20 protein-coding genes and 1 pseudogene are annotated in these 20,591 nt (G+C 44.6%); 8 read left to right on the forward strand and 13 right to left on the reverse strand.

Annotated elements, in window-relative coordinates; translation table 11 throughout:
• Positions 1–303: 303 nt before the first annotated feature.
• Together JGK22_RS15830 and ftsZ are read left to right on the forward strand one after the other, a co-directional pair.
• Positions 304–1,203: an FtsQ-type POTRA domain-containing protein gene (locus tag JGK22_RS15830; protein ID WP_293179315.1), complete on the forward strand. Its 900-nt coding sequence runs from the start codon at positions 304–306 to the stop codon at positions 1,201–1,203.
• Positions 1,204–1,585: 382 nt separating this feature from the next.
• Complete coding sequence (gene ftsZ, locus JGK22_RS15835; protein ID WP_293179312.1) at positions 1,586–2,857, forward strand: cell division protein FtsZ; 1,272 nt, start codon at positions 1,586–1,588, stop codon at positions 2,855–2,857.
• 128 nt (positions 2,858–2,985) lie between these two features.
• Here ftsZ and JGK22_RS15840 read toward each other — a convergent pair whose 3' ends face one another.
• Positions 2,986–3,765, reverse strand: coding sequence for an MBL fold metallo-hydrolase (locus tag JGK22_RS15840; protein WP_293313163.1), 780 nt, complete (start codon positions 3,763–3,765; stop codon positions 2,986–2,988).
• A gap of 151 nt (positions 3,766–3,916) precedes the next feature.
• Here JGK22_RS15840 and thiD point away from each other — a divergent pair, with 151 nt between their 5' ends.
• A complete protein-coding gene (gene thiD, locus JGK22_RS15845) occupies positions 3,917–4,741 on the forward strand; it encodes a bifunctional hydroxymethylpyrimidine kinase/phosphomethylpyrimidine kinase (protein WP_293313191.1) in 825 nt (274 codons plus the stop codon).
• 206 nt (positions 4,742–4,947) lie between these two features.
• On the opposite strand, the gene JGK22_RS15850 is transcribed toward thiD, so the two are convergent.
• The 4 genes from JGK22_RS15850 to dndC form a co-directional block, all read right to left on the reverse strand.
• The gene (locus tag JGK22_RS15850; protein WP_293313165.1) at positions 4,948–5,202 is read right to left on the reverse strand and encodes a hypothetical protein; all 255 of its coding nucleotides are present in this window, start codon (positions 5,200–5,202) and stop codon (positions 4,948–4,950) included.
• A 165-nt stretch (positions 5,203–5,367) separates the two neighbouring features.
• Entirely contained in the window at positions 5,368–5,769 is a 402-nt protein-coding gene (gene dndE / locus JGK22_RS15855; RefSeq protein ID WP_293313167.1) for a DNA sulfur modification protein DndE, read from the reverse strand.
• A gap of 287 nt (positions 5,770–6,056) precedes the next feature.
• Positions 6,057–8,054 (reverse strand): DNA sulfur modification protein DndD, encoded by a 1,998-nt coding sequence (dndD, locus tag JGK22_RS15860; protein ID WP_293313169.1) that lies wholly within the window; start codon positions 8,052–8,054, stop codon positions 6,057–6,059.
• A 122-nt stretch (positions 8,055–8,176) separates the two neighbouring features.
• Positions 8,177–9,844 (reverse strand): DNA phosphorothioation system sulfurtransferase DndC, encoded by a 1,668-nt coding sequence (dndC, locus tag JGK22_RS15865; RefSeq protein ID WP_293313171.1) that lies wholly within the window; start codon positions 9,842–9,844, stop codon positions 8,177–8,179.
• Positions 9,845–10,025: 181 nt separating this feature from the next.
• On the opposite strand from dndC, the gene JGK22_RS15870 reads away from it, so the two are divergent.
• A complete protein-coding gene (locus JGK22_RS15870; RefSeq protein ID WP_293179297.1) occupies positions 10,026–11,204 on the forward strand; it encodes a DNA sulfur modification protein DndB in 1,179 nt (392 codons plus the stop codon).
• 27 nt (positions 11,205–11,231) lie between these two features.
• Here the strand turns inward: JGK22_RS15870 and dndB are convergent.
• A pseudogene (gene dndB / locus JGK22_RS15875) lies at positions 11,232–12,320 on the reverse strand (DNA sulfur modification protein DndB).
• Positions 12,321–12,545: 225 nt separating this feature from the next.
• On the opposite strand from dndB, the gene JGK22_RS15880 reads away from it, so the two are divergent.
• The 3 genes from JGK22_RS15880 to JGK22_RS15890 all read left to right on the forward strand — a co-directional run bounded on the left by JGK22_RS15880 (position 12,546) and on the right by JGK22_RS15890 (position 14,881).
• A complete protein-coding gene (locus JGK22_RS15880) occupies positions 12,546–14,138 on the forward strand; it encodes a DGQHR domain-containing protein (RefSeq protein ID WP_293190651.1) in 1,593 nt (530 codons plus the stop codon).
• A gap of 98 nt (positions 14,139–14,236) precedes the next feature.
• A complete protein-coding gene (locus tag JGK22_RS15885) occupies positions 14,237–14,488 on the forward strand; it encodes a DUF2281 domain-containing protein (protein WP_293190650.1) in 252 nt (83 codons plus the stop codon).
• Positions 14,489–14,881, forward strand: coding sequence for a type II toxin-antitoxin system VapC family toxin (locus JGK22_RS15890; protein WP_293313173.1), 393 nt, complete (start codon positions 14,489–14,491; stop codon positions 14,879–14,881).
• A gap of 102 nt (positions 14,882–14,983) precedes the next feature.
• Here the strand turns inward: JGK22_RS15890 and JGK22_RS15895 are convergent, their stop codons facing one another.
• The 7 genes from JGK22_RS15895 to JGK22_RS15925 form a co-directional block, all read right to left on the reverse strand.
• Positions 14,984–15,124 carry a hypothetical protein gene (locus JGK22_RS15895; RefSeq protein WP_293179285.1) on the reverse strand — a complete coding sequence of 47 codons (141 nt, stop codon included), beginning with the start codon at positions 15,122–15,124 and terminating at the stop codon, positions 14,984–14,986.
• 139 nt (positions 15,125–15,263) lie between these two features.
• On the reverse strand, positions 15,264–16,277 hold the full coding sequence (locus JGK22_RS15900) for an endonuclease/exonuclease/phosphatase family protein (protein ID WP_293179282.1): 1,014 nt from the start codon (positions 16,275–16,277) through the stop codon (positions 15,264–15,266).
• Between the two features lie 14 nt (positions 16,278–16,291).
• Positions 16,292–16,762 (reverse strand): DNA phosphorothioation-associated protein 4, encoded by a 471-nt coding sequence (locus tag JGK22_RS15905; protein ID WP_293179324.1) that lies wholly within the window; start codon positions 16,760–16,762, stop codon positions 16,292–16,294.
• An 80-nt stretch (positions 16,763–16,842) separates the two neighbouring features.
• On the reverse strand, positions 16,843–17,163 hold the full coding sequence (locus tag JGK22_RS15910) for a nucleoside triphosphate pyrophosphohydrolase (protein ID WP_293205986.1): 321 nt from the start codon (positions 17,161–17,163) through the stop codon (positions 16,843–16,845).
• A gap of 12 nt (positions 17,164–17,175) precedes the next feature.
• A complete protein-coding gene (locus JGK22_RS15915; RefSeq protein ID WP_293210154.1) occupies positions 17,176–17,832 on the reverse strand; it encodes a Uma2 family endonuclease in 657 nt (218 codons plus the stop codon).
• Positions 17,822–19,888 carry an AAA family ATPase gene (locus JGK22_RS15920; RefSeq protein ID WP_293190647.1) on the reverse strand — a complete coding sequence of 689 codons (2,067 nt, stop codon included), beginning with the start codon at positions 19,886–19,888 and terminating at the stop codon, positions 17,822–17,824. Before JGK22_RS15920 ends, JGK22_RS15915 begins: the two co-directional genes overlap by 11 nt.
• Positions 19,885–20,130, reverse strand: coding sequence for a hypothetical protein (locus JGK22_RS15925; RefSeq protein WP_293179270.1), 246 nt, complete (start codon positions 20,128–20,130; stop codon positions 19,885–19,887). The genes JGK22_RS15920 and JGK22_RS15925 overlap by 4 nt, the downstream gene beginning before the upstream one ends.
• Here JGK22_RS15925 and JGK22_RS15930 point away from each other — a divergent pair.
• The gene (locus tag JGK22_RS15930) at positions 20,081–20,572 is read left to right on the forward strand and encodes a hypothetical protein (RefSeq protein ID WP_293313175.1); all 492 of its coding nucleotides are present in this window, start codon (positions 20,081–20,083) and stop codon (positions 20,570–20,572) included. The two genes, JGK22_RS15925 and JGK22_RS15930, sit on opposite strands and share 50 nt — an antisense overlap.
• The last annotated feature ends 19 nt before the right edge of the window (positions 20,573–20,591 follow it).

Consider the following 20,591-nt stretch of genomic DNA (forward strand, 5'->3'; position numbering starts at 1 on the left):
GAGCCAGGTCATTGAGGAGCCGTATGTGGTGAAAGTCACAAGTACGGTTTTGAAGGAGAGGGGGAATGAGTAATTATTCCCTCGACTCTATCAAAGTAGTCAGTAAGTTAGGTGTAAACCTTGACCGACTGAATAGACGGTGCTTGACGACTCCCAGCGAGAGTTAGAGTTTGGGCATTGCCCAAGCCTGCTTTGTCCGCAGAATCGAGCGTGGCTTTAGCCCGCTCGAGTGTCAACCCCTATTAACCGACTACGGTATAGTGGGGGAATTCCCGTCTGTCTAGTTAAATTGTCAAGAGGTAGATGGCTAGTTTTGGAGTGGTTTCTCAAAAAGAGTTAGGGCGCAGGCGCGAAGAGTTGCGGCGGCAGCGTCGCGCTCGATCGGCAGCCCTGATGTGGCAAATGTTGGCAGCGAGCGCGATCGCCGGGGGTTTGCTGTGGTGGATTGCACAGCCGGCTTGGTTGATTGCTCGATCGGAACAAGTGAAGGTGGAGGGCAATCAGTGGCTGTCGGACAAGGCGGTGCGCTCTTTGGTGCCGCTGTCTTACCCGCAGTCGCTGTGGGGAATTCAACCGCAGGCCCTGGCCCAAAAGCTGGAGTCAACGGGGCCGATCGCCAAAGCGAAGGTGACTCGCAACTTGTTTCCGCCTTCTTTGACGATAGAAGTGTCAGAAAGGCTGCCGGTGGCGGTGGCACAGCCGACTGCGGTGTTGAAATCTAGCGACAAGGACAAGGTGGGGTGGCTGGATGCTCGCGGAGGCTGGATGCCGTCAGAGAGCTATACTGCTGTGCGATCGGACAATAGTTCGATCGCACCGGTCAGCCCTCAGGGAACCGGGCCCCAGCATTCTTTGCCAACTTTAAAAGTCATCGGGCCTTTGGAACAGTATCGAGCCTCGTGGCCGAAGTTTTACCAAGGACTCAGCGGCTTGACTGTGAAAGTGTTTGAGATAGATTGGCAAAACCCAAATAACTTGATCTTGAAAACAGAGATCGGTACGGTACACTTAGGGCCGTACAGTTCCAAGACTATCGAGCAGCTTAAAGTTTTAGACCGAATGCGACAATTGCCAAAACAGCTAGATTCAAGCAAAATAGCCTACATTGACTTGAAAAATCCTGCTGCCCCGATCGTCCACTTGCCAGAACCCCCTCCTAGTTTGGAGAGTTCAACTCCCGCACCAACTCCGGCTCAGAATTGAGCCTGTGTCTTGGAAAGGCGGGAGAAGGTATAGTCGATCGACAATCAGAATTTTTACATCTGGGCATCAATACGCAAGACTGGAAATAAGGACACTTTTTTGATACCGATCCGCATCAGAAAAAAAATTCATAACTTTGGGTTCGATCCGATGCGTTAAGGGCTGGTATCCATTTTTTTCATTTTGCCTTGCCCAGAAGTGCCTTGTGCACAAGCACCTAGATGGGGTATGCAAGCTATGGGCGAGCAACAGCGGCCAAATCCGAGATTGCTAACATTGAGCCTCGACCAGTGTTAGTTTTTCGCGCAACATTAGCATATAGTTGATGGTGAATTGGCGTTTAGTTTAGTTAAAAAGCTGTAATCTACTATCCCAGACTCTCATGAACCTTAATAATAGTCAGGGGTCTGACCAAGACAGTCCCCCTTCGGAAGAAGTAAAAAATTTTCCGGTGGCCTTAGATTCCGCCAATCCGTTTAGACGCAAGTCTGGTTATGTAAATGTAGATAGTATTGATATCGATCCTATGGTCAATCCCAAAGACATAATGCCCAGCAGTGCCGCCAAAATCAAAGTAATTGGCGTTGGCGGTGGTGGCGGCAATGCCGTTAACCGGATGATTGCTAGCGAGGTTTCTGGTGTCGAGTTTTGGTGCGTGAATACGGATTCCCAAGCTCTGGTGCTCTCTAATGCTCCGAAACGCTTGCAAGTCGGACAAAAGTTGACGCGCGGTTTGGGCGCGGGCGGCAATCCGGCGATCGGACAAAAGGCTGCTGAAGAGTCTCGCGACGAAGTTGCTAATGCTTTGAATCACGCCGATTTGGTGTTTATCACGGCCGGCATGGGTGGCGGTACGGGCACGGGCGCGGCTCCGATTGTCGCGGAAGTGGCTAAAGAAATGGGCGCTTTGACTGTGGGCATCGTAACCCGGCCTTTCACGTTTGAGGGACGGCGGCGCACCAGCCAAGCTGAGGAAGGAATTGCGGCTTTGCAAAGCCGGGTGGATACGCTGATCGTGATTCCTAACGACAAGCTGCTGTCTGTGATTTCGGAACAAATGCCCGTACAAGAGGCTTTCCGAGTTGCTGACGATATCCTGCGCCAAGGGGTTCAGGGTATTTCTGACATCATTACAATTCCCGGTTTGGTGAATGTTGACTTTGCTGACGTGCGCGCTGTAATGGCGGATGCGGGTTCGGCTTTGATGGGTATCGGCGTGGGATCTGGCAAGTCGCGGGCTAGGGAAGCTGCAATGCAGGCGATTTCTTCGCCTTTGCTGGAAGCTTCCTCGATCGAGGGCGCTAGAGGTGTAGTGTTTAACATCACTGGCGGTACAGATATGACGCTGCATGAAGTTAATGCGGCGGCTGAGACGATTTATGAAGTTGTCGATCCGAATGCCAATATTATTTTTGGAGCGGTGATTGATGAGCGGCTTCAGGGCGAAATTAAGATTACTGTGATCGCTACTGGTTTTTCGGGGGAAATGATCTCATCGTCTCAGGCTTCGCGCGCGCAAAATGTTAATGCTCCTTGGCGGGCTGCAACTGTGCCGGTGACTCCGGCTCAACAGCCGCAGGATGCGAAAGCGAAACCGCAGGATTTCGGATTGGATATTCCTGAGTTTTTGCGCAACCGTCGCCCACCCAAATGATTTTAGATTTTGGATTTTGGATTTTAGATTTTGGATTTTGGATAAATCTCCAATCTGAAAAATCTAAAATCTATTGAGATTTGGGATTTGGCATTTTAGATCAATCTAAAATCTAAAAAATCCCAAATCTAAAATCTAAAATCTAAAATTTCTAGGGTTTGTCCGGGTTCGGGTTCGAGTAGCTGGGTGGATAGTCCCGAATTGGCGAGTAAATCGCGAAATTCGGGGATGCTGCCGATCGACTTCACTAACATTGGTAAAATACCCGTGGCTCGGATATCTCCTGTGGTTGTAGGCAGGAAAAACCGAGGTTTCAGGGTTTGTGCAAGTTTCAGGGCCTCAGCAGGGCCGATGATGATTTGTCCGAGGAAGGGGAAGATTTGACCGATGACGGGGGCGATTGCTACGTCTACGGTGTCTATTTTCTGTTTGACTTTTTCTAAGGGCGGCAGGTGTGGTTCGTAATAAAGAGTTTCGCCGCTGTTTAAATCTTTGAGTAAATAGCCGTTTTCTTCTTGTCCGGGCTGGATTTCGGCTCCGGGTACGGCGGTTATTTGTAATATTTCTTTAAATGTAGACTCTTGCCAATTTGCTAAAGATGTGATATTGGTGTAGCCTAAACTGCTGAGGACTTTGGCGGCGGTGGGTGAGGCGATCGCGGGAATTGTGCGATCGAGCTTTTCGAGTGTTGGTCTGTGACAGTGGTCGTCTAAGCCTTGGGAAATTAGGATAAGATCGATCGGCGGTAAGGTACTGGGAGTAAAGGCGACGGGCGTGTTGTGGTAGGCGGTGAACAGCCAAGGTTGACCGTAAAATACGAGGGGATCGACCAGCCAGGGATCGACTAAGATGGTTTGGCCTGCGATGTGGAAGATCCAGGAGTTGAGGTCGATGCGGGTGAGTTTCATATTTATTTGCAATAATTCTTTACTTGATTTTAATCATAGCTAATTTGGTTGGGGATTTTGAACCGCAGATGATGGCAGATGAACACGGATGAACGCGGATAATATGGAATTTATCTGCGTTTGTTTGCGTTTATCTGCGGTTGCACAAAAGATGATTAAATCTAAGATTCCTGTGGCTTTGACTGTGGCTGGATCTGATAGCGGTGGCGGGGCCGGGATTCAGGCGGATTTGCGGACTTTTGCTTTTCACTGCGTGCATGGTACGAGTGCTCTGACTTGCGTGACAGCTCAAAATACTTTGGGTGTGACGCGGGTGGATGCTTTGTCTGCGGAGGCTGTGGCCGCTCAAATCCAGGCGGTGGTTGGGGATATTGGGGTGCAGGCTGCGAAGACTGGGATGCTGCTAAACCGGGAAATTATGGCGGTAGTTGCTTCCCAGGTTGAAGCTTGGAATATAGGAAATTTGGTTGTCGATCCGGTGATGGTATCCCGATCGGGCGATCGACTGATTGACGACGGGGCGATCGCATTTTTGCGCGATAATTTGATTCCTTTGGCGGTTGTTGTAACTCCTAATCGCTTTGAGGCTGAGATTTTGAGCGGAAGAGAGATTGTTTCTTTAGATGATATGCGATCGGCAGCGCAGGAGATTTATCGATCGGGCGCGAAAGCTGTTTTAGTCAAAGGTGGCGGGATGGCGGGAGATTTGCGGGGAATTGATGTTTGGTTTGACGGTACGCGGCTGGATGTGTTGAAAACTGAGACGGTTGATACTGGGAATACTCACGGGACTGGTTGCACGTTGAGTGCTGCGATCGCTGCTAATCTAGCATTAGATAAAGATTTGTTTACAGCGGTGACATTAGCTAAGAATTATGTTACTACTGCTCTGAAATATGCTTTAGATATTGGGGAAGGTCAAGGCCCAGTAGGGCATTTTTTCCCGCTTTTGGTCTCAAAAGTCCTTAGTCATTAGTCATCTCATCGCCCAAAAGAAAGATCGGGAGCATCTCAATTTTGCAAAAAGCATTTTTTTTATTATAGTGCGAGCGTCCCCGATCGCGATTTGTAGCATACGCGAGCTCTTGCGTGCTCGCACTATAAATGCAAAACTGAGATGCTCCCGAAAGATCGCAATCAAATAGGTTCGATCGTTCGGACTTTAGTCCTTCTTTATGCGGACTAAAGTCCGAACGATCGAACCGTTTTTATTAGTGGTACAGTTGTTAAATTGTCTGCTTTTAAGCTTGGGAATACAAGGAGGGCGATCGCAAGAATGTTTGATTTGGTGAGGGTTTGGGGGTTTTGGGCGTTGAGGGCAAGCGAGTCAGCGCAGGAAGTGACAGTTTGCTGTAACTGCGATCGCCCGGAATTCCCTATTGTGAAATCATCGAATTTAACAATAGCCCCATGGAACTCCTCAACTACTACTTTCAAACATCTACTTCCTTCCAACCCTTATTCTATCAGGTCAAATTTGTAATTTGCCATAAAATCCTCCGCCGCGACAGCCAAACATTGGCACTGATAGCACTCCCAAATAAATTGTAAACTCTTCCCTTCTCTTTCTTCCTTCGCGTTCTTTGCGCCTTCGCGGTTCGTTTAATTTCTCAATTTCTCAGGAGAAAGCGCGATCGCCACCAAATCTTCAATCTTCTTAATATTCGGATCGCCAGCTAAATAGCCAATACCTCGATGCAAGTGCAGGCGAAACTGTTTCGCGAGAGTTTCCTTTTCCGTGCCCAAATTGTCTTGATGACACCGCTGCTTGAGAGCAATTATCAGGATGTCCGCCATGTCGCCGCCAAAGACATCCCAGCTTAGTTCGACATTGCTGTCGCTGGGAATCGGTACCGGCGATGGGATGCTGGGTTCGGCGAGCGATCGGCAAAATCCCCACCGGCACAGGACGTTCCACCGATCGATTTTAGTCGATCGTTTGAGTTTAGATAGTTGGTCTTTGGCTGTTTGAGAGAGGCAGATGCGATCGACTGGTGGTTCCATGAGTTGAGAATTGTTTGATATCTGGTAAAGAGTGTTAATATTTGGGAAGCTCAGCCTCTAAATTTACGTTTTTTGACCGAGTTAAAAAACTAAAATTAACAAATTTTTACAGGGCGCGGGCTTGATAAATACAGCGGTTTTTGGTATTATATTTTTAGTAGGATGAATCCTAACATAATGGGATGGTTGCAAAAATAAAATTTTTGCAACCATCCCATTATCCTATATATACTACCGCAACTCCCCGGAAAAGTCAAGGGGGTTGCTAAAAATTTTGGCGCGGTTTTTTATGCCCAGAAATAACCAGTTTCGACGGTAGTTTGCCGTTTGGTCGAATCATAGTTGAGGAGGTAGCTGTGGGCGATCGCCTCTAATTCTTGCAACTTATCATATTCTGTTTGGCTAATCTCCGTGTCGGTAGAAAGCAGGATGACTTGGTGGCTGGCTGAGGGAAAATACCTTTCGACTAGGTTGTTTCTGTGGGATGAGTCGAGGCGGCCCAGGGGAGTGTCGATCGCAACTGGTAACTGTCTCCCGGATACTCTGGCCAATCCCCACAAAAAGGCGATCGCCAGCAGTTGTTTTTCACCAGCCGAAAGTCGGTGTTTGGGTACCGGTTTGCCTTCTGGATCGTAAATTGACAGGCTAAATGTGTCAGTGTCGATCGCAACTCTGTGCACCAGGTCGCTTTTGTGCAACAGGTAGCGAAAACAGTCGGTAATCTCTATTTCGAGTTTGTTGAGTTTTTTGAGGGTGAGTTTTTCTTTAAAGAGTTTGAGGGTATTTTGCGCTTTCGCGATCGAAGCGATGACGTGTTGGCTGTTTCTGATGGTAATATATTCGCTACTGTAGCTTTCTAGTTGTTTCTGGGTCTTGGCTAATTCTTTATCTAATTCTGCGATGCGACTGTTTGCGGATTCCAAGGCTGCGGCTGCGATTACAACTGCTTTTTGAGCATTTCTGACTTCTTCTTCTAATTTCTCGTAGGCTTCGGGGGAAGCTGCGGCGGCGAGTTGTCTGTCGGTGAAGTCAATTTCTGTTTCGATGTGGGTGATTTCTGCTATTTGTTGGGCCACGAGAGTTTCTTCGGCTTTGATTTGGTAGCCGAGGAGGTTTTCTAATTGCTGGATGTTGCTGTTGTCGGCGTTCATCCAGGGCGGGGCGTCGGTTGCCGCTTGCTGTTCGAGTTCTCGATCTTCTTCGCGGATGAAGTCTTGAATTTTATCTAGCTGTTGGGGATTTAAGGAGATTTCGGCGATATAGTTGAGAAGGCGATCGCTTCTTTGTTTGATAACATTTTGGGCAATCTTTGCTTGCTGCTGGCTGGCTTCGGTTTCTGCTTGGGTTTTTGCAGCGGTTAGCAAGGGTGAAATAAGCGCTAGCGGTAGCATATTTGATGCCAATTCCATCATGGCTAGACGGGTTTTGTCTGCTTGATTTCTGTAGTCGTTTAGCTGTCTGTCTAGTTGACTGCGATCGCCTGCAATTTTTCCGCCTTGATAAATAAATTTGTCTGATGCTTTTTGCTGATTTGTTTGAGCTTTTTCTAATTTATTTTTCAGGCTGGCTTGTTCTTCAGTTGCAAATTGTTTTTTGTTACTAATTTCCTGAAAAGTTGCTTCAATTTTTTCTAAAGCTGCCAAGTCTTTTTTGCCAGCAATTTCTTTGCGCTTGCGGCCTGCTAATATTTCTAAATCGACAGCGAGGCGTTCTGCTAATTCTAAACCCAACAAAGATTTAATCGCCCCGACGACAAACTCGGGCGGAGTTTCGAGTTCGGCGAGTTCTTTGACTTGTTCGCCGTCAAACAGAAACAGGTTGGATATGCCGACTGGTAAAAGGGTTTCGATATATTCGTCCCAAGTGTTGGTAATGGCTTTGTCCGACCACCAATCCTTGACTATTTCGCTGTATATGAGAATGCTTAAGGTGTCTTTGATATCTGGTTTTTTCCAGTATCTAACAATTTTAAATTGAGTTAATTGGTCATCTTGGACTTGTTCAAATGTTAGTTCTACGCGGGTTTCTTCTAGTGGGGGAGTGTGGCGGTTGACGCATTGATTAATAAAGTCGCTGTAGCTTAAATTGCCTCGGGTGGAACATTGGGCGCGACCGCCGTAGAGGGCGAGGCGAATGGCGTCCATGAGGGTGGTTTTTCCGCCGCCGTTCATGCCACCAAATAGGATAACCGGGCAGGGATTTCCGTCTTTTTCGGGGCGGAGATTGATGGTTTGGGTGCCTGCATAGGGCCCGAAGTTTTTGAGGACGAGTTCGAGGAATTGCATTGTAGATGTTGTCGGTGGTTGCTGATTTGTTTAGAAGGTGCGTCAGCCATTGGGCTATCAATTAGATACAGAATAATGCTAGCTGACGCATCCTACGCAGAGGAAGTTTTGATTAGACAGATTTAATCTTTGCTATTTTTATCTCCTACATCGGGAGTTGAAAATTTGATATCTGCCCAAGATAGCTGCTTCGCTTGATTGCTGCTGCTTTCAAGTTCTTGTTTGAGTTTGGCAATATCGACGGTATCGGATTGTGCAGAAATGTTGGTTTGGGCGATCGCACTTTTGACCTGCTGAATGTTTTCAGTCGGATTTGCTATAACAGATTCCACCGCAGTTTTTAAGTTGCGTTGATAGTGGGCGTTACCAATCGCTTCCTCCTTCGATCGCGAACTGGTTTCAAAACACTTGTCCAAATCTGCGTAAATGCCTGTACGGCGGGGTTTTGTGTAGTATTGGCGTTCTGTGTCGAGGAGTTTTGCCATCAATTCGAGGTGCATTTCGTCCTCGCTGCAAATTTCTGCGATCGCAGTCCATTCGTCGCTACCTAGGAGTTTCCTTTCGGCGGCTGGGCGGGAATCTGCAAAAGGTTCGCCCGTGACTTCTTGATAAATGCGGGGTAAACTGTCGTCAAATTCGTGCTTTTGTTCCAGCCAAATGCGGCGGATTTCGCTAAGTTCTTCCGGGGTAATTAAGGTGATGTCGCGCATTTCTAGGGGTGCGGTTTTGCGGATGTGGGTTTGTGCTTCCAGGACTCGTCTCAGCCAGTGTTCTCGCCAGAATTTGGTGTATGGGCCTGGGATGGGTTCGACGGAGGTTGTGTCGTCGCCCATGTTGCGTTCAAACAATTCTACTCTACCGTAGATGCGGCGAAAGTCTCTTTTTGGGCGATCGTCTTTAATGTCTAATTCGTTGCGAATATCGAGAAGAGGCTGCATCCATTCTTTTTCCTCATCATTTTGAATCATTGCCTCCATAGATTTATCTTTGTCAACCATTGTACACACCCAGCACCCAAAGCGAGAATCGCCACAGCTAGGAGTAGAAGTATCAACAACTAAAGGACACTCATTGTCTGCTGTTGCACCTCGATACATGGCAAATAAATCTTTATTGTTATTTCCCCAAGGATTGTCCCACTGCATTAGGTACAGCCAAACTTCATCATCACGCCAATCCTCAATAGGGGTATAAATTAAAGAGTTAGGTAAGCGAGCATTAGGACTGAGACGCTCGCGCAATCTACCAGCTTCATACTTTTTCATTGTTGCTGCACGTTTGCTGCTTTCAGCCTTGCGAGTACCCAAAACAACAATAGTTTCACCATGTACTCGAACTAAGTCTCGGATAAATTGATTTACTGGCTGAATTTTCATCCTATCTGTACACCACCGAAATCCATTGCGAGGCGCTGGATAGCCTTTACCAATTAAGCATACCCAGAATGTTTCTTTCACCTCTGGATGAAGGAGATGCGGGGAAACAGGCATTTTTTGCTCTTGAGCAAGTATCTTGAGTTTAGCTAAAGATTTACGTACCCAAGCCGAAATAATCGGATTTTCAGCGAAAGTATCAGTTGTGATTACATGGATATTTTTTGTGCGTTTTTCGATCGGAAGTGCTGCTATCGCGTTCCAGATAAGCTGCAATACTGCGGTGCTATCTTTCCCGCCACTCCAACCGATTAACCAAGGTATAGCGTCTAAGCAGTATAATTCTTGAATTTCTTTAGTTAGCTCTTTTATCTCTTCGAGTAACTCCGGAACAGTTCGCGGTTCAAATAATAACATCTGTTGAACTTCTATCACGTTATAAAACTCCTATCTTGCTAATTTTGGATTTTTATGATACAATCTGCTTGCTAGCATACTGATCCATGTGTATCTTGTTATTTGCCCTTTTGCACAATAGCATCCCTGGTTCACGTACAGTCAAAAAGTTATAATAATTAAATAATTTTTTACCCGCATTATGCCAGAAAACAACTACCCAGAGACAGATTCGATCCAGAAACTTGACGAAGTTCTAGAGCCTTACTTTGCCAAGTACCACCGTCAGAAGTGCTATCCTGGGCTAACTTTTCAGCAGGGGAAGCGGAAGATGGTGCAAATCAATATCCCGGCTGATGACTTGCCTACTCTCCTCCAGGCAAGACCATCAACTGGCAACGATCCTGATTCGGGCAAAAATCGCCCAGAGATAAAGGGTCATGCTGAGGAAGTAAAACAATATATTCTTAAGCGCGCTAGAAACGATCAACCCTGGATTTTGGGTACACTGACAGCAAATATCGATCCTGAAAAGATTGACATTATAGAACTAGGTCGAGGGATTTGTCTAGTAGTTATTCATCGTGGTGTTAAGTTAGATATTACTGATGGACAGCATCGCAAGCGCGCTATTCACGAGTTAATTGAAAGTGGTGACGGCGAGTTAATAGGTGATAATGATTTCCCTATTACGCTGGTTTTAGAAAAAGATTTTAACCAGTGTCAGGCGGATTTCCGAGATATGGCGCAGACCAAACAACTGGATAAATCATTGCTTTTGTCATTCGGTGAGTTTGAAGGTCGGGTTGGTATCACCAAAAGCTTACTTGAAAAAGTGCCAATGTTTCATGGAAAAGCCGATAAAATTAAAACTAATCCCGACAGTAAAAGGAAACTTATATACACAACTAATTTTATAGCTAAATTGGTGAGTTGCGCGTTTACTGACGGCCCAATTGATGAACTCAAAGATTATGACGTTGCCGAATCATCAAATATTTTGGCTATATGTCTTAACAATTTTTTTTCAGAATGTAGTCAGACTAAACATATTTTTGAAACCAGCGTTGAAGATTTGAGTGTTGAAGATGTTAATCAGTTTAAGGAATATTGCATTTTAGGTAGAAGTGTAGGGCTAGAAGTTTTAGGTAGGTTGCTATACTGTACCTATGACACAGATAGCAGCCAAGATTTTGCTCATGAAAAAGTATCGGAATTGGCACAACTGGATTGGTCTAGACCAAGCCATATTTGGGAGGGAAATGTTGTTTTATCTAACTCCAGCTCTAGTAATCCAAGAGCATCCTATAAAATAACAGCAAGTGCTAGTGCTGTAAAAATGGCAGTCGAGGCAGCAAAAGCCGAGCTAGGATGGCTTTAACAAATATTATCTTCCTGAATCTGCGGTTTACAAGCCCAGCTTCACCTTTAAATAATTAGTCATCCAATTAACACTCGCCCTCGACTTAGAAATCCCCCCTTTTACCAAAATTCCTCCCTCCCAATCAGGATTAGAAATCGACCAATCAACCTGCTGCAAAAGGCTCAAATGTTCCTCCCAATTATTGGGAAAAACCGATCGCAAAACAGCCCCAACTTCCCCTAAACTCTCTAGCACAACACTGTGACAGTGTACGGAATCCCGGCGAATTTCTCCGGCTGCAACTTGCTTGTGCAGCACTAATTACCAATCTGGAATAAAACTGCTGACTGCATTCCAGTAACTAACCGCCTGTTGTATTTGCTGAGTAAGTTCTTCCTGTTTTTCCTGTTTTGTGGCGCGGTAACGAGGGGGTTTCGCCTGCTTGCTGCGATGGATGTTGGACAGCAAAGCTATCGTAGCACGATCGATCGCACTTAGCGCAAACAATTTGGGCGATCGCCCATTCAAACTCCCCCTCTCCATCTCCGTCAAACAGCGGAACACCTCAACCTGCTTAACAACCGCCTTCAGCACCACAGCCGAATCGCCCCGGTGGTTGTAAAGTAGACTTAGCGACGACTCCAAAGGAACTTGAAAATTGTTCAAATCGGCAAACTTTTGCTGCGAATTTTCCAAGCCAATATCAAGATACAAAATCAGCGCCACAGTCTCATATCCCAACTGCGGATTTTCCCTCAAAGCCATCTCAAAAGCGGCGCGCCGATGCTGTCCGTCATTAATAGTAAACTTAGCATCCATCGGCACTCGCAAGCGACCGATTTTGCGTTCTTCCGCTTCATTTCCGACAGCTTCAAAAGTAATATCCGCATCAATAGAAGCGGCAATTGCCCCACAAGTATAACTTGTATAATTCTTGACCAAATAGTCAGCAATTTCAGGAATCCGAGTTTTATTCAGAGTGCGAATAGCCCGCAATTCCGGTGGCAAATCTTCTGATTCAAAGGGGAACAATTTCGGCAAAAAACGCACCGGACACATCGATACGTAATATTCGCGGCCCGCTTGAATTCCCCGGATCGCCGGCAAAATGTATTCAAAGGAAGGAGTAGACATATTTTTTTGTGAAGCCGGAGATAAATCTCAACCCTGGGCGATCGCAATTCTTCATCTGCGACTTAGATAAAGTCTTGACATTTTGCACAAATTATGATATGCGGCTTGAATCTCATAACTTAACAACTCCAGTATTTCACAATGCTTTTTAAAAAACAAGAGTTGACATAAATTTTAACCTATGATATTTTTGGAAACACAGCGTAAATTATATAAAAACTCCCTATGACTACCAATCCAGCGGCTGACCTCGCTAAACAATTTTTGGAAAAAGAAAATCGCGAAAGACAGGAAATCGCACTGTTATTAGACAATTATTTAGGAAAAGACGATCGCATTTTCGTACAAAAAACCCAGATGGGAAGCAGCGAAGCCTACATCGGTTCAGTCACCCTAGAATGGTTAGACTCCCGCGTCCGTTTCGCCTCGCAAATGCCGCTTTTCCGGCAAAAATTCGACCTCCAAACCAACAACATCGTCCGCGACGACGAAACCATTGACGAAATTATTCAGCGCCCCTTAGATTGGTCGCGCCAAGCAGCCCTCACTCAATATTTAGCAGCCCGAAAATCCCACAAATTCCCCGCAGTTTTAGTCGTAGTCTGTCCCCCGTGGGTAGACAATCCTCACGCCCAAGAATGGGATGAAAACGGCGTCGCGACTAAATCCGCCGCTGAATTCATATCCTTTGATAAAAACGGTAATTTAGGGCTGTTGGATGTATCTCCAAAAGTCTCAATTTTTGCCTTAGACGGACAGCATCGGCTGATGGGAGTTCAAGGTTTAATGAGTTTAATTAAAACCGGAATTCTGCAAAGATACAACAAAAATAAAAAACCTGTGGGCGATGCAATTACTCTCGAAGATTTAGCCCAAGAGTATCAAATTGACCCCGAAACAGTGTATAAATTAGCGCACGAAAAAATCGGGATTGAGTTTATCCCGGCGGCGGTGGCGGGGGAAACGCGGCAACAAGCACAACGGCGCGTGCGATCGATCTTTGTGCACGTTAACCTGATGGCGGTAACTCTGAGTCAGGGACAGCTAGCATTATTGAACGAAGATAATGGATTTGCCATCTGCGCCCGCAAAATTGCCGTCACCCATCCCTTATTAAAAGAGCAAGATGATAGAAATCCCCGCGTTAATTGGGACAGCGCCACAGTCGCAGCAAAATCAACAGTGTTAACAACATTGCAAGCGCTGCAAGATATGGCCGGGCGGTATTTAGAACATAAATTCCCCCATTGGAAGCCGGAAAGAAAAGGTTTAATTCCCATGCGTCCGGAAGATGAGGAACTGAAAGAGGGAATAGAAGAGTTTCATAAATTGTTCGATCATTTAGCAACTTTGCCCAGCTATCAAAGAATTGAAAGCAGCGAAGAAACAGCAGAATTGCGCCGATTTAGTTTTGAGAAGCCTGGTGGCGAGGGCAATATTTTGTTTCGTCCAGTCGGTCAAATTGCCTTAGCTAATGCTTTGGGAATTCTAGTATTTAGAAAGAAATTGTCGCTAACATCTGTTTTCGACAAACTCCGCAGGTATGATGTGGATGAAGGATTTAGCTATATGGAGAATCCTGAGTCTGCGTGGTACGGGATTTTGTACGATCCGAATAAAAAGCGAATGCTAGTTTCTGGAAGGGATTTAGCCACGAAGTTAATTGTATATTTGGTTGCGGGAATTGAGGACGATATGGATCGGGCTCATTTGCGGCAAGCGGTGGCCCAAGCGAGGACTTTTGAGGATAAAGCTGTTAGTTTTAATAGCAGGTTTGTGCATCCAAAAGAGGTGGGATTGCCGCAGGTACTTACCTAATTTTTATTGGCCAAAAAGTCCACAGCAGGGAATACTGATAAAGCAGGAAGCAAATAGATTTTGTATAATTGAATCTGCACCTTACCTAGAACCAGATTATGACCATCGCTGAACAGATTTATGCGATCGCCAAAATCCTTCCCAAAGACCAAGCTAGTGAAATCCTCACTTTCGCTGAATTTGTCTGTGCTAAGCATTTGAGCGCGAATCAACAAACAGACACCGTAGACTCTCCGATTCCTTGGGCTGAATTTGTTTTTTCCCTGGCTGGAACTTGGGGAAAAGATTTTCCATCCATCGAGGATATTCGTGCTGAATCTGGACAAGACATTTTGCGGGAGAGTTTGTAAATGTACGTTTTGGATACAAACACCTTGATCTACTATTTCAAAGGTCAGGGACAAGTTGCTCAAAACATTGCTAATGTTTCTCCTCAGGAAATAGTCATTTCTGCGATCGTTATTTTTGAGTTGCAAGTCGGCATTGCTAAATCCAATTCCCCAGCCAAACGCACTCAACAACTTCAGCAACTTTTGAGCCGAGTTAGCGTTATTGCTTTCGATCGCGATGCTGCTCTTGCGGCTGCTATAATTCGCGCCCAGTTGGAGCAACAAGGTACTCCCATCGGCCCCATCGATGTTTTGATTGCAGGGACAGCCGTAGCCCTTCAAGGGACTCTCGTTACCCACAATGTCAAGGAATTTTCTAGAATTTCGGGACTCGCGATTGCAGACTGGTATTGATTAGCTTCAAAAGTAAAATCTTGTTAAATTGATACTTTTAAAAGTATGTGCTAGTTGCTCAATTGATCTGACAATAGAACCTGAATAATGATAGTTCAGACATCAATACCATCCTAAAGTTCTGCGATCGGATGAACTTTGCCCTCTTCTACTTCCTGCGATCGCAATCAGGAGGCTGTTGAGGATATCTTCTTTAGATAGATCCTCTTCATCTTCTTCAAACAGTTGACCTAGGGATTGCAAAATCAGAGTTTCGATCGGTAAGTTGAGTTGGCTAGCTTTCTCAAGAAGCTGCTGTTCTAGGCGATCGGGATGGTGAGGGTAATTTGCATTGGGTGTGCCTCTCGATTTTAATAGTATAAAACATTTGTCACAATCTTGCTTACTTTAACAAAATTAATTCTGCTGCTACAGGTAAATGATCGGACTCCGTTGCTGGTAAAACGGAACTCGATTGAGCGCCCCAATGCTTTGAATGCCAAATATAATCAATGCGGCAAACCGGATAAGTTAAGTTCAAGTTAATTCTTTTCGCAAAGAAACCGTGAGGCCAGGTAAAACCAAACCCAAACCCTGATTTGAGGAAAGCATCTTGCAAAACTTTCTGCACGCTGTCATAGTCTTGAGATTCGTCTGTCATGTTAAAATCGCCGGCGACAATTACTGGCAAAGTTTCTTGCCCAATTCGCTCTACTAAATCTTGAATTTCGGGAAAACGTTGTTTGTATTTGTAAACTGGGATTTTGATAGATGGCAATATTTGATACATTTTAACCCACGGCCCGGTTGCTTGCATATTGTAAATGACTATCTCTTCCCCTGCAAATTTAATTATTGCCCGCTGCTGCGTTTCTGGATGGTTGGCTAAGTGCAAGATTTCGCTGGATACAATTGGATATTTACTGAGAATTGCTACAGGTGGAGTGTCTATTTGATAGGGATATTCTGTTTTTAACGAAGTGAAAGCTGCGCTATGTTTGCGAACGGTTTCTTGTAAAAATATTAAGTTCGGTTGTTGTTGGTTTATCAGTTTAACTAAAGTTTGTGGCTGAGTTGCGTGCCAACCGACGTTATGCGATAATATTTTCAGGCTGGGCTGGGAATTGGCGATGCTTGTTGTTGATTCGGGGGAAAAGTATTTGAGGTGCAGCCAGCTTAGGAGTAGAATGCAGGCAATTGATGAAATAATAGAGAACCAGCGGTTTTTGATAATTGAAAATGCTAGTACGGGTAAAAATAAAATTGGCAATAAAATTAAGGGAGTGAAAGTGCCAATAAAAGCAACAATCCACAGCCGATCCCAAAAGATTAGTCTGAGAATGAAATAACAGATAATGAAGGCTGAGTAGGTGTAAGCGAAAAAACTTACAGCTTGTTTGAAGTATCTATGAATCATAATTTATAGTTAATTCAGAATAAGAACTTGCTTAAATCAAATTCTTCATTTGACCGATGTTTATTGTCCCTTTCAGAAATTAAGAACAATAAAAGGCGATCGGTATAATCGGCTGCACCCCGAAATTCTTCTCGCAAAATTTCCAGGCCACCATTAGCATATTCTTCAAAAATTTGCAAGCGTTCTGCTTCTGATTTTTCGTCGAGATGGGAGAGAATTTGCGGATTTTTGGTTTCGGCGATCGCAATTAGCTTGATTGCCATATCGTAGCCCCTGGATACAAAAATATCAACATCGATTGAACCGGGTTCGCGTTTGGAAATTTCCCCTAAGGGCGATCGTTTTTTCCGCTTATTTCCCAAGGAGGCGGCGAAGGCGATGACATCGGCGTAAGTCTGGAAAGGCCCGGTTTTGTTGTCGGATAAAGTTAAGGATTTAACTAATTCGGCTTTGTCTTTAGCAATTCTAATTCTGTTAGCAGCCATTTGGTAATTGGAATTGGTAACTGTCAACTATCAATTGTCAACTGTCAACTGTCAACTGTCAACTGTCAACTGTCAACTGTTTAGAATGTTCGTAACAGCATAATTTTTTGTGCAAAACCGCCCCTGTTTTCCCGGCGCTTGGCTTGTGCGTTTAAAATGCGATCGCCCGAAATACCATAACTCGCCATCAGCGCATCTATCACCTCATACAAATCAGCCAATTCCCTTATCAAATTCTCCCCGTCAGCCGCCGCCACTTCCGCAGCTTCCTCAATCAATTTCTGCCGCAAAGCTTGACGATATTCTTCATCTGACAAAACAGCAGTTTCGCATTCATTCCCGCTTTCGCGAATAATGTCAGGAATGCGATCGCGCACCAACTTATAATACTTTTTTTCCATATCAAACTTCCTTCAACCTTGACTAAAATTTTGAATCAACCAGCGATTAATTTCTCCATCATCTTGAGTTTGACTTTGATTCAAAGCTTCCTCAACTAACGCGATTTCTAGCCCAGGTAAAACCCGCGACTGTTGAATTCTGCCACTACCTCCGCCATTAATTGCAAAGGCAAAAACCTCCCGCGTGTTTGCACGTTCAACCCAATATTCGCTAATTCCTGCGTCTTCATAAAGCAACCGCTTGTTACCCAAATCATCACTAAAAGAAGATGCGCCAATTTCTATTACCAAATTAGGCGGATCGTATTCATTCAAATTAACAGGTGAATTACTGTCATTAGGAGGAACCCTCAAATCCGAACCGATGTAGTAAGCTAGATCGGGTTGAAACTCACGAATACCTGTTTTGCGGAAACTGGCATTAGCAAATTGAACTACTCGGATATTTCTCAATGCAGCAAACAGAATAACTACATACGGGATAATTGAATTATGACGCGCGTGCAATGGCCCTACTGGTGACATTTCTACCCTCATTTGTTCTCGATCGTAATAAAACTTGCCTTTTTCCCAAGCTGAATCCTCAGTGAAGGCTAGAAACTCTTCCCATGTCGCTTTCACCCAAATATCTGTTTCCAAAACCTGCGTAATTGCCGAACTAAAAGCCATAATCCACCTCTACAATTTTTGTATATTCAAATTCATCGGGACTGCGCTTAACTAAAGCATAGCGCATCCCGCCTAGGTAGATTGAATCTTCTTGGCAATCAGCTTTAGGAGAATTGTACTCCAGTACGTATTCCTTACCGATCGCACTTTCCATCTCTTGGGCTACTTCTCCGCGCCACTGAGTTTTCGTTACCAAAACTATGAGTTGATTCGCTAGCTTTGGCAGTTTATTCGCAATTTGTTTGCGATAAATCTCGTCTAAACTGCCAAAGGGAGAATCCATGACAATGGGAAAGGTACTGCTATCCGGGCCCATCAAAGTATTTTTTTGACTCCACTCGCGCACGCCCTCAATAATCCCACCGATAAATGACAAACTGAGGATTTGATTTTCTCCCGTCGAAGCGGCGACTAGAGATTCTTTGCCTGAGGTATTTTCTACTAGGGTTAGTTCGTATTTATCGCTCAATTTGGGGATGTAAGGAGTAAAAGAAATTTGACTAAAAATATCTTGCACTCGCTTTTCTAAATGAGAACAAAACTGTTTTTCTAAACGCGATCGCACTTCTGTCAGGCGATCGATCGCATCCTGAGACGCAGCAATCCGGCGCTGGGCCAACACTTGCTTTTCCTCATTCAGTTGCTGCTTGTCGATTTGCTTGTCCAAAGCGACTATCTGGGCAGTCAAACTCTCAATCTGCTGCTGGTTAGAGCCTGTTTCTCGGTGCAAATCGCCAATTTTTGCCTCAATCTCATCCAAACGCTTTTGCAAGCGACTGACATCGCCGTTAGGGAAGTTTTTTAGCTTGGTATGAATGTCGTCTAACTGGCTTTCCACGCGAGAAAGTTCGGATCTACCGCGACTGATGTTGCTTTGTTGGCGATCGATTTCGTCCCAAAAATCAGCTATTTGGCGATCGATCTCATTTATGCGATCGCTAATTCGGATCGTAGTTTCTTCCACATCCCCAGCACCGGCTTTATTCATCCAACCCGTGACATTTTTGCAAGCTTCTGAACCCTCCACCAATTGGGCACCGCAGATACACCGCTGCTGTACTAATAACTGTTCCAAAAATGGCCGTTGAATCCCCGAAAGCAACTCGCCTTTTTCCCGCAAATCAGCGATGAGCGTTTCAAATTCAGCCGCCACATCCGACATAAATATCGTATAACCGCGCACAGAAATTTCTCTTTTTATAGCATCTAAATGGGTAGCATTTTGTTGTTTAAGCAAAGTTTGCTGCATTTCTAATTCATTCCGCAATTTTTGCAACTCAGCAGAACCACTGAGTTCCAGCAAACTAGCATTTACTACTTTTTTTAATTCACCTTGGTTGGTCAATTCTTTCTCAACTTCTACTTGCTTTTGTAAAAGTTTATCTTTTTCTTCTTGAAGCTTTTGCTTTTCTTTTAAAAGTTTCTTGATTTCGGAACCGCCAATCGTTTTTAAATCATTTTCTAGAGACTTTTTGGCTTCTCCCAAATGTCGGATAGATCGACTCAATACCTCTACTCCCAGCAATTCCTTTGTAGCTTCAGCAATTTCTTCTTTCTTGTCGTGACGGACAATTTGCTCGATTCGTTCTCCATCAAAAAAGAAATATTGATGCAGACTTTCCGGCAAAATCCGCCCGATAATATCGTCTGGATGCTGCGCCGACGGCATCCAGCGCCCGTCATCTTTTGATATTTGCAAGAATAATTCGTTCTTGCCATGTTCTACATTATTTTCACCTTTATAAACGCGGCAAGCACGTCTTACTTTATAGCGACTTGTGTCATGTTCAAAAATAATCTCTACCCAACAATCTACTTTTTTGCCAGATTTGGCTTCCGCAAGGGCGCGTTTATTGACTAATTGTTCTCCCACCGCAAAAGCTGCGCTGAATTTTTCATACAGCACCCAAGTAAAGCCGTTCATTAAAGCTGTTTTTCCGGCGCCGTTATTGCCATGAATTACTGTGATGTTTTGTTCGCCCCAAGCTAGCTTAATTTCGGGAGTTTGGCCGTAAAATTGCCGAAAATTGCACAGAACAATTGACATTAATTTCATAGAACCGCTTCCTTAATTATTTTCAAAATGTCATCGCTAATATAGCGGGGAACTCTCATATATAGTTTATCTTTTTCCAGTTCCAATACGCGCTCGATAATTTGTCTGACTTCCGGCGGTGCGCTGGTAATTGGTTGCTGTACGTCGCTCAAGTCTTTGTCAGTATGATAGCTGGAACGCTTTTCTGCTAAAATGGCGATCGGTACGGGTGCGATCGCACTATCTCCATATCTAAAAGCCATAACCAGATTTTCATTCATATTTTCAGTCATAAGAAGAAGGAAGAAGGAAGAAGGAAGAAGAAGGAAGAAGAAGGAAGAAGAAGGAAGAAGGAAGAAGGAAGAAGGAAGAAGGAAGAAGGAAGAAGGAAGAAGGAAGAAGGAAGAAGGAAGAAGGAAGAAGGAAGAGAAGAAGGAAGAAGGAAGAAGGAAGAAGGAAGAAGGAAGAATGCTTATAGAGTTTGCTTTTGAGTTATCTGTATTTGACGTTGAATTAGGTGGATTTACTTATTTTATTGCAAATATTAAAAAATATAGGGGTTCTGCATGGCGAGAAACCCGGTTTCTACGAGTTTTGCTCTCCCCTCACGGAAAATCTACGAAGAAACCGGGTCTCTGGAGTCTGGGTGCGTCCGCGAATCAAATTAGCAACTCAAACCGCGATCGAATAATTATATCTTTTTAAGATAAACCGAACCTGAATA

It is taken from the genome of Microcoleus sp. PH2017_08_TRC_O_A, from assembly GCF_020738665.1.
In the GTDB taxonomy this organism is placed as follows: Bacteria; Cyanobacteriota; Cyanobacteriia; order Cyanobacteriales; family Microcoleaceae; genus Microcoleus.

Coding starts and splice junctions, on each gene's coding strand:
- JGK22_RS15880 (WP_293190651.1), top strand. CDS start 12,546: ATGACTACCAATCCAGCGGCTGACCTCGCTAAACAATTTTTGGAAAAA.
- JGK22_RS15905 (WP_293179324.1), bottom strand. CDS start 16,762: ATGGCTGCTAACAGAATTAGAATTGCTAAAGACAAAGCCGAATTAGTT.
- ftsZ (WP_293179312.1), top strand. CDS start 1,586: ATGAACCTTAATAATAGTCAGGGGTCTGACCAAGACAGTCCCCCTTCG.
- JGK22_RS15900 (WP_293179282.1), bottom strand. CDS start 16,277: ATGATTCATAGATACTTCAAACAAGCTGTAAGTTTTTTCGCTTACACC.
- JGK22_RS15925 (WP_293179270.1), bottom strand. CDS start 20,130: ATGGCTTTTAGATATGGAGATAGTGCGATCGCACCCGTACCGATCGCC.
- JGK22_RS15870 (WP_293179297.1), top strand. CDS start 10,026: ATGCCAGAAAACAACTACCCAGAGACAGATTCGATCCAGAAACTTGAC.
- JGK22_RS15915 (WP_293210154.1), bottom strand. CDS start 17,832: ATGGCTTTTAGTTCGGCAATTACGCAGGTTTTGGAAACAGATATTTGG.
- JGK22_RS15910 (WP_293205986.1), bottom strand. CDS start 17,163: ATGGAAAAAAAGTATTATAAGTTGGTGCGCGATCGCATTCCTGACATT.
- JGK22_RS15885 (WP_293190650.1), top strand. CDS start 14,237: ATGACCATCGCTGAACAGATTTATGCGATCGCCAAAATCCTTCCCAAA.
- JGK22_RS15930 (WP_293313175.1), top strand. CDS start 20,081: ATGGCGATCGGTACGGGTGCGATCGCACTATCTCCATATCTAAAAGCC.
- dndC (WP_293313171.1), bottom strand. CDS start 9,844: ATGTTATTATTTGAACCGCGAACTGTTCCGGAGTTACTCGAAGAGATA.
- JGK22_RS15840 (WP_293313163.1), bottom strand. CDS start 3,765: ATGAAACTCACCCGCATCGACCTCAACTCCTGGATCTTCCACATCGCA.
- dndE (WP_293313167.1), bottom strand. CDS start 5,769: ATGGAACCACCAGTCGATCGCATCTGCCTCTCTCAAACAGCCAAAGAC.
- thiD (WP_293313191.1), top strand. CDS start 3,917: ATGATTAAATCTAAGATTCCTGTGGCTTTGACTGTGGCTGGATCTGAT.
- dndD (WP_293313169.1), bottom strand. CDS start 8,054: ATGCAATTCCTCGAACTCGTCCTCAAAAACTTCGGGCCCTATGCAGGC.
- JGK22_RS15890 (WP_293313173.1), top strand. CDS start 14,489: ATGTACGTTTTGGATACAAACACCTTGATCTACTATTTCAAAGGTCAG.
- JGK22_RS15830 (WP_293179315.1), top strand. CDS start 304: ATGGCTAGTTTTGGAGTGGTTTCTCAAAAAGAGTTAGGGCGCAGGCGC.
- JGK22_RS15920 (WP_293190647.1), bottom strand. CDS start 19,888: ATGAAATTAATGTCAATTGTTCTGTGCAATTTTCGGCAATTTTACGGC.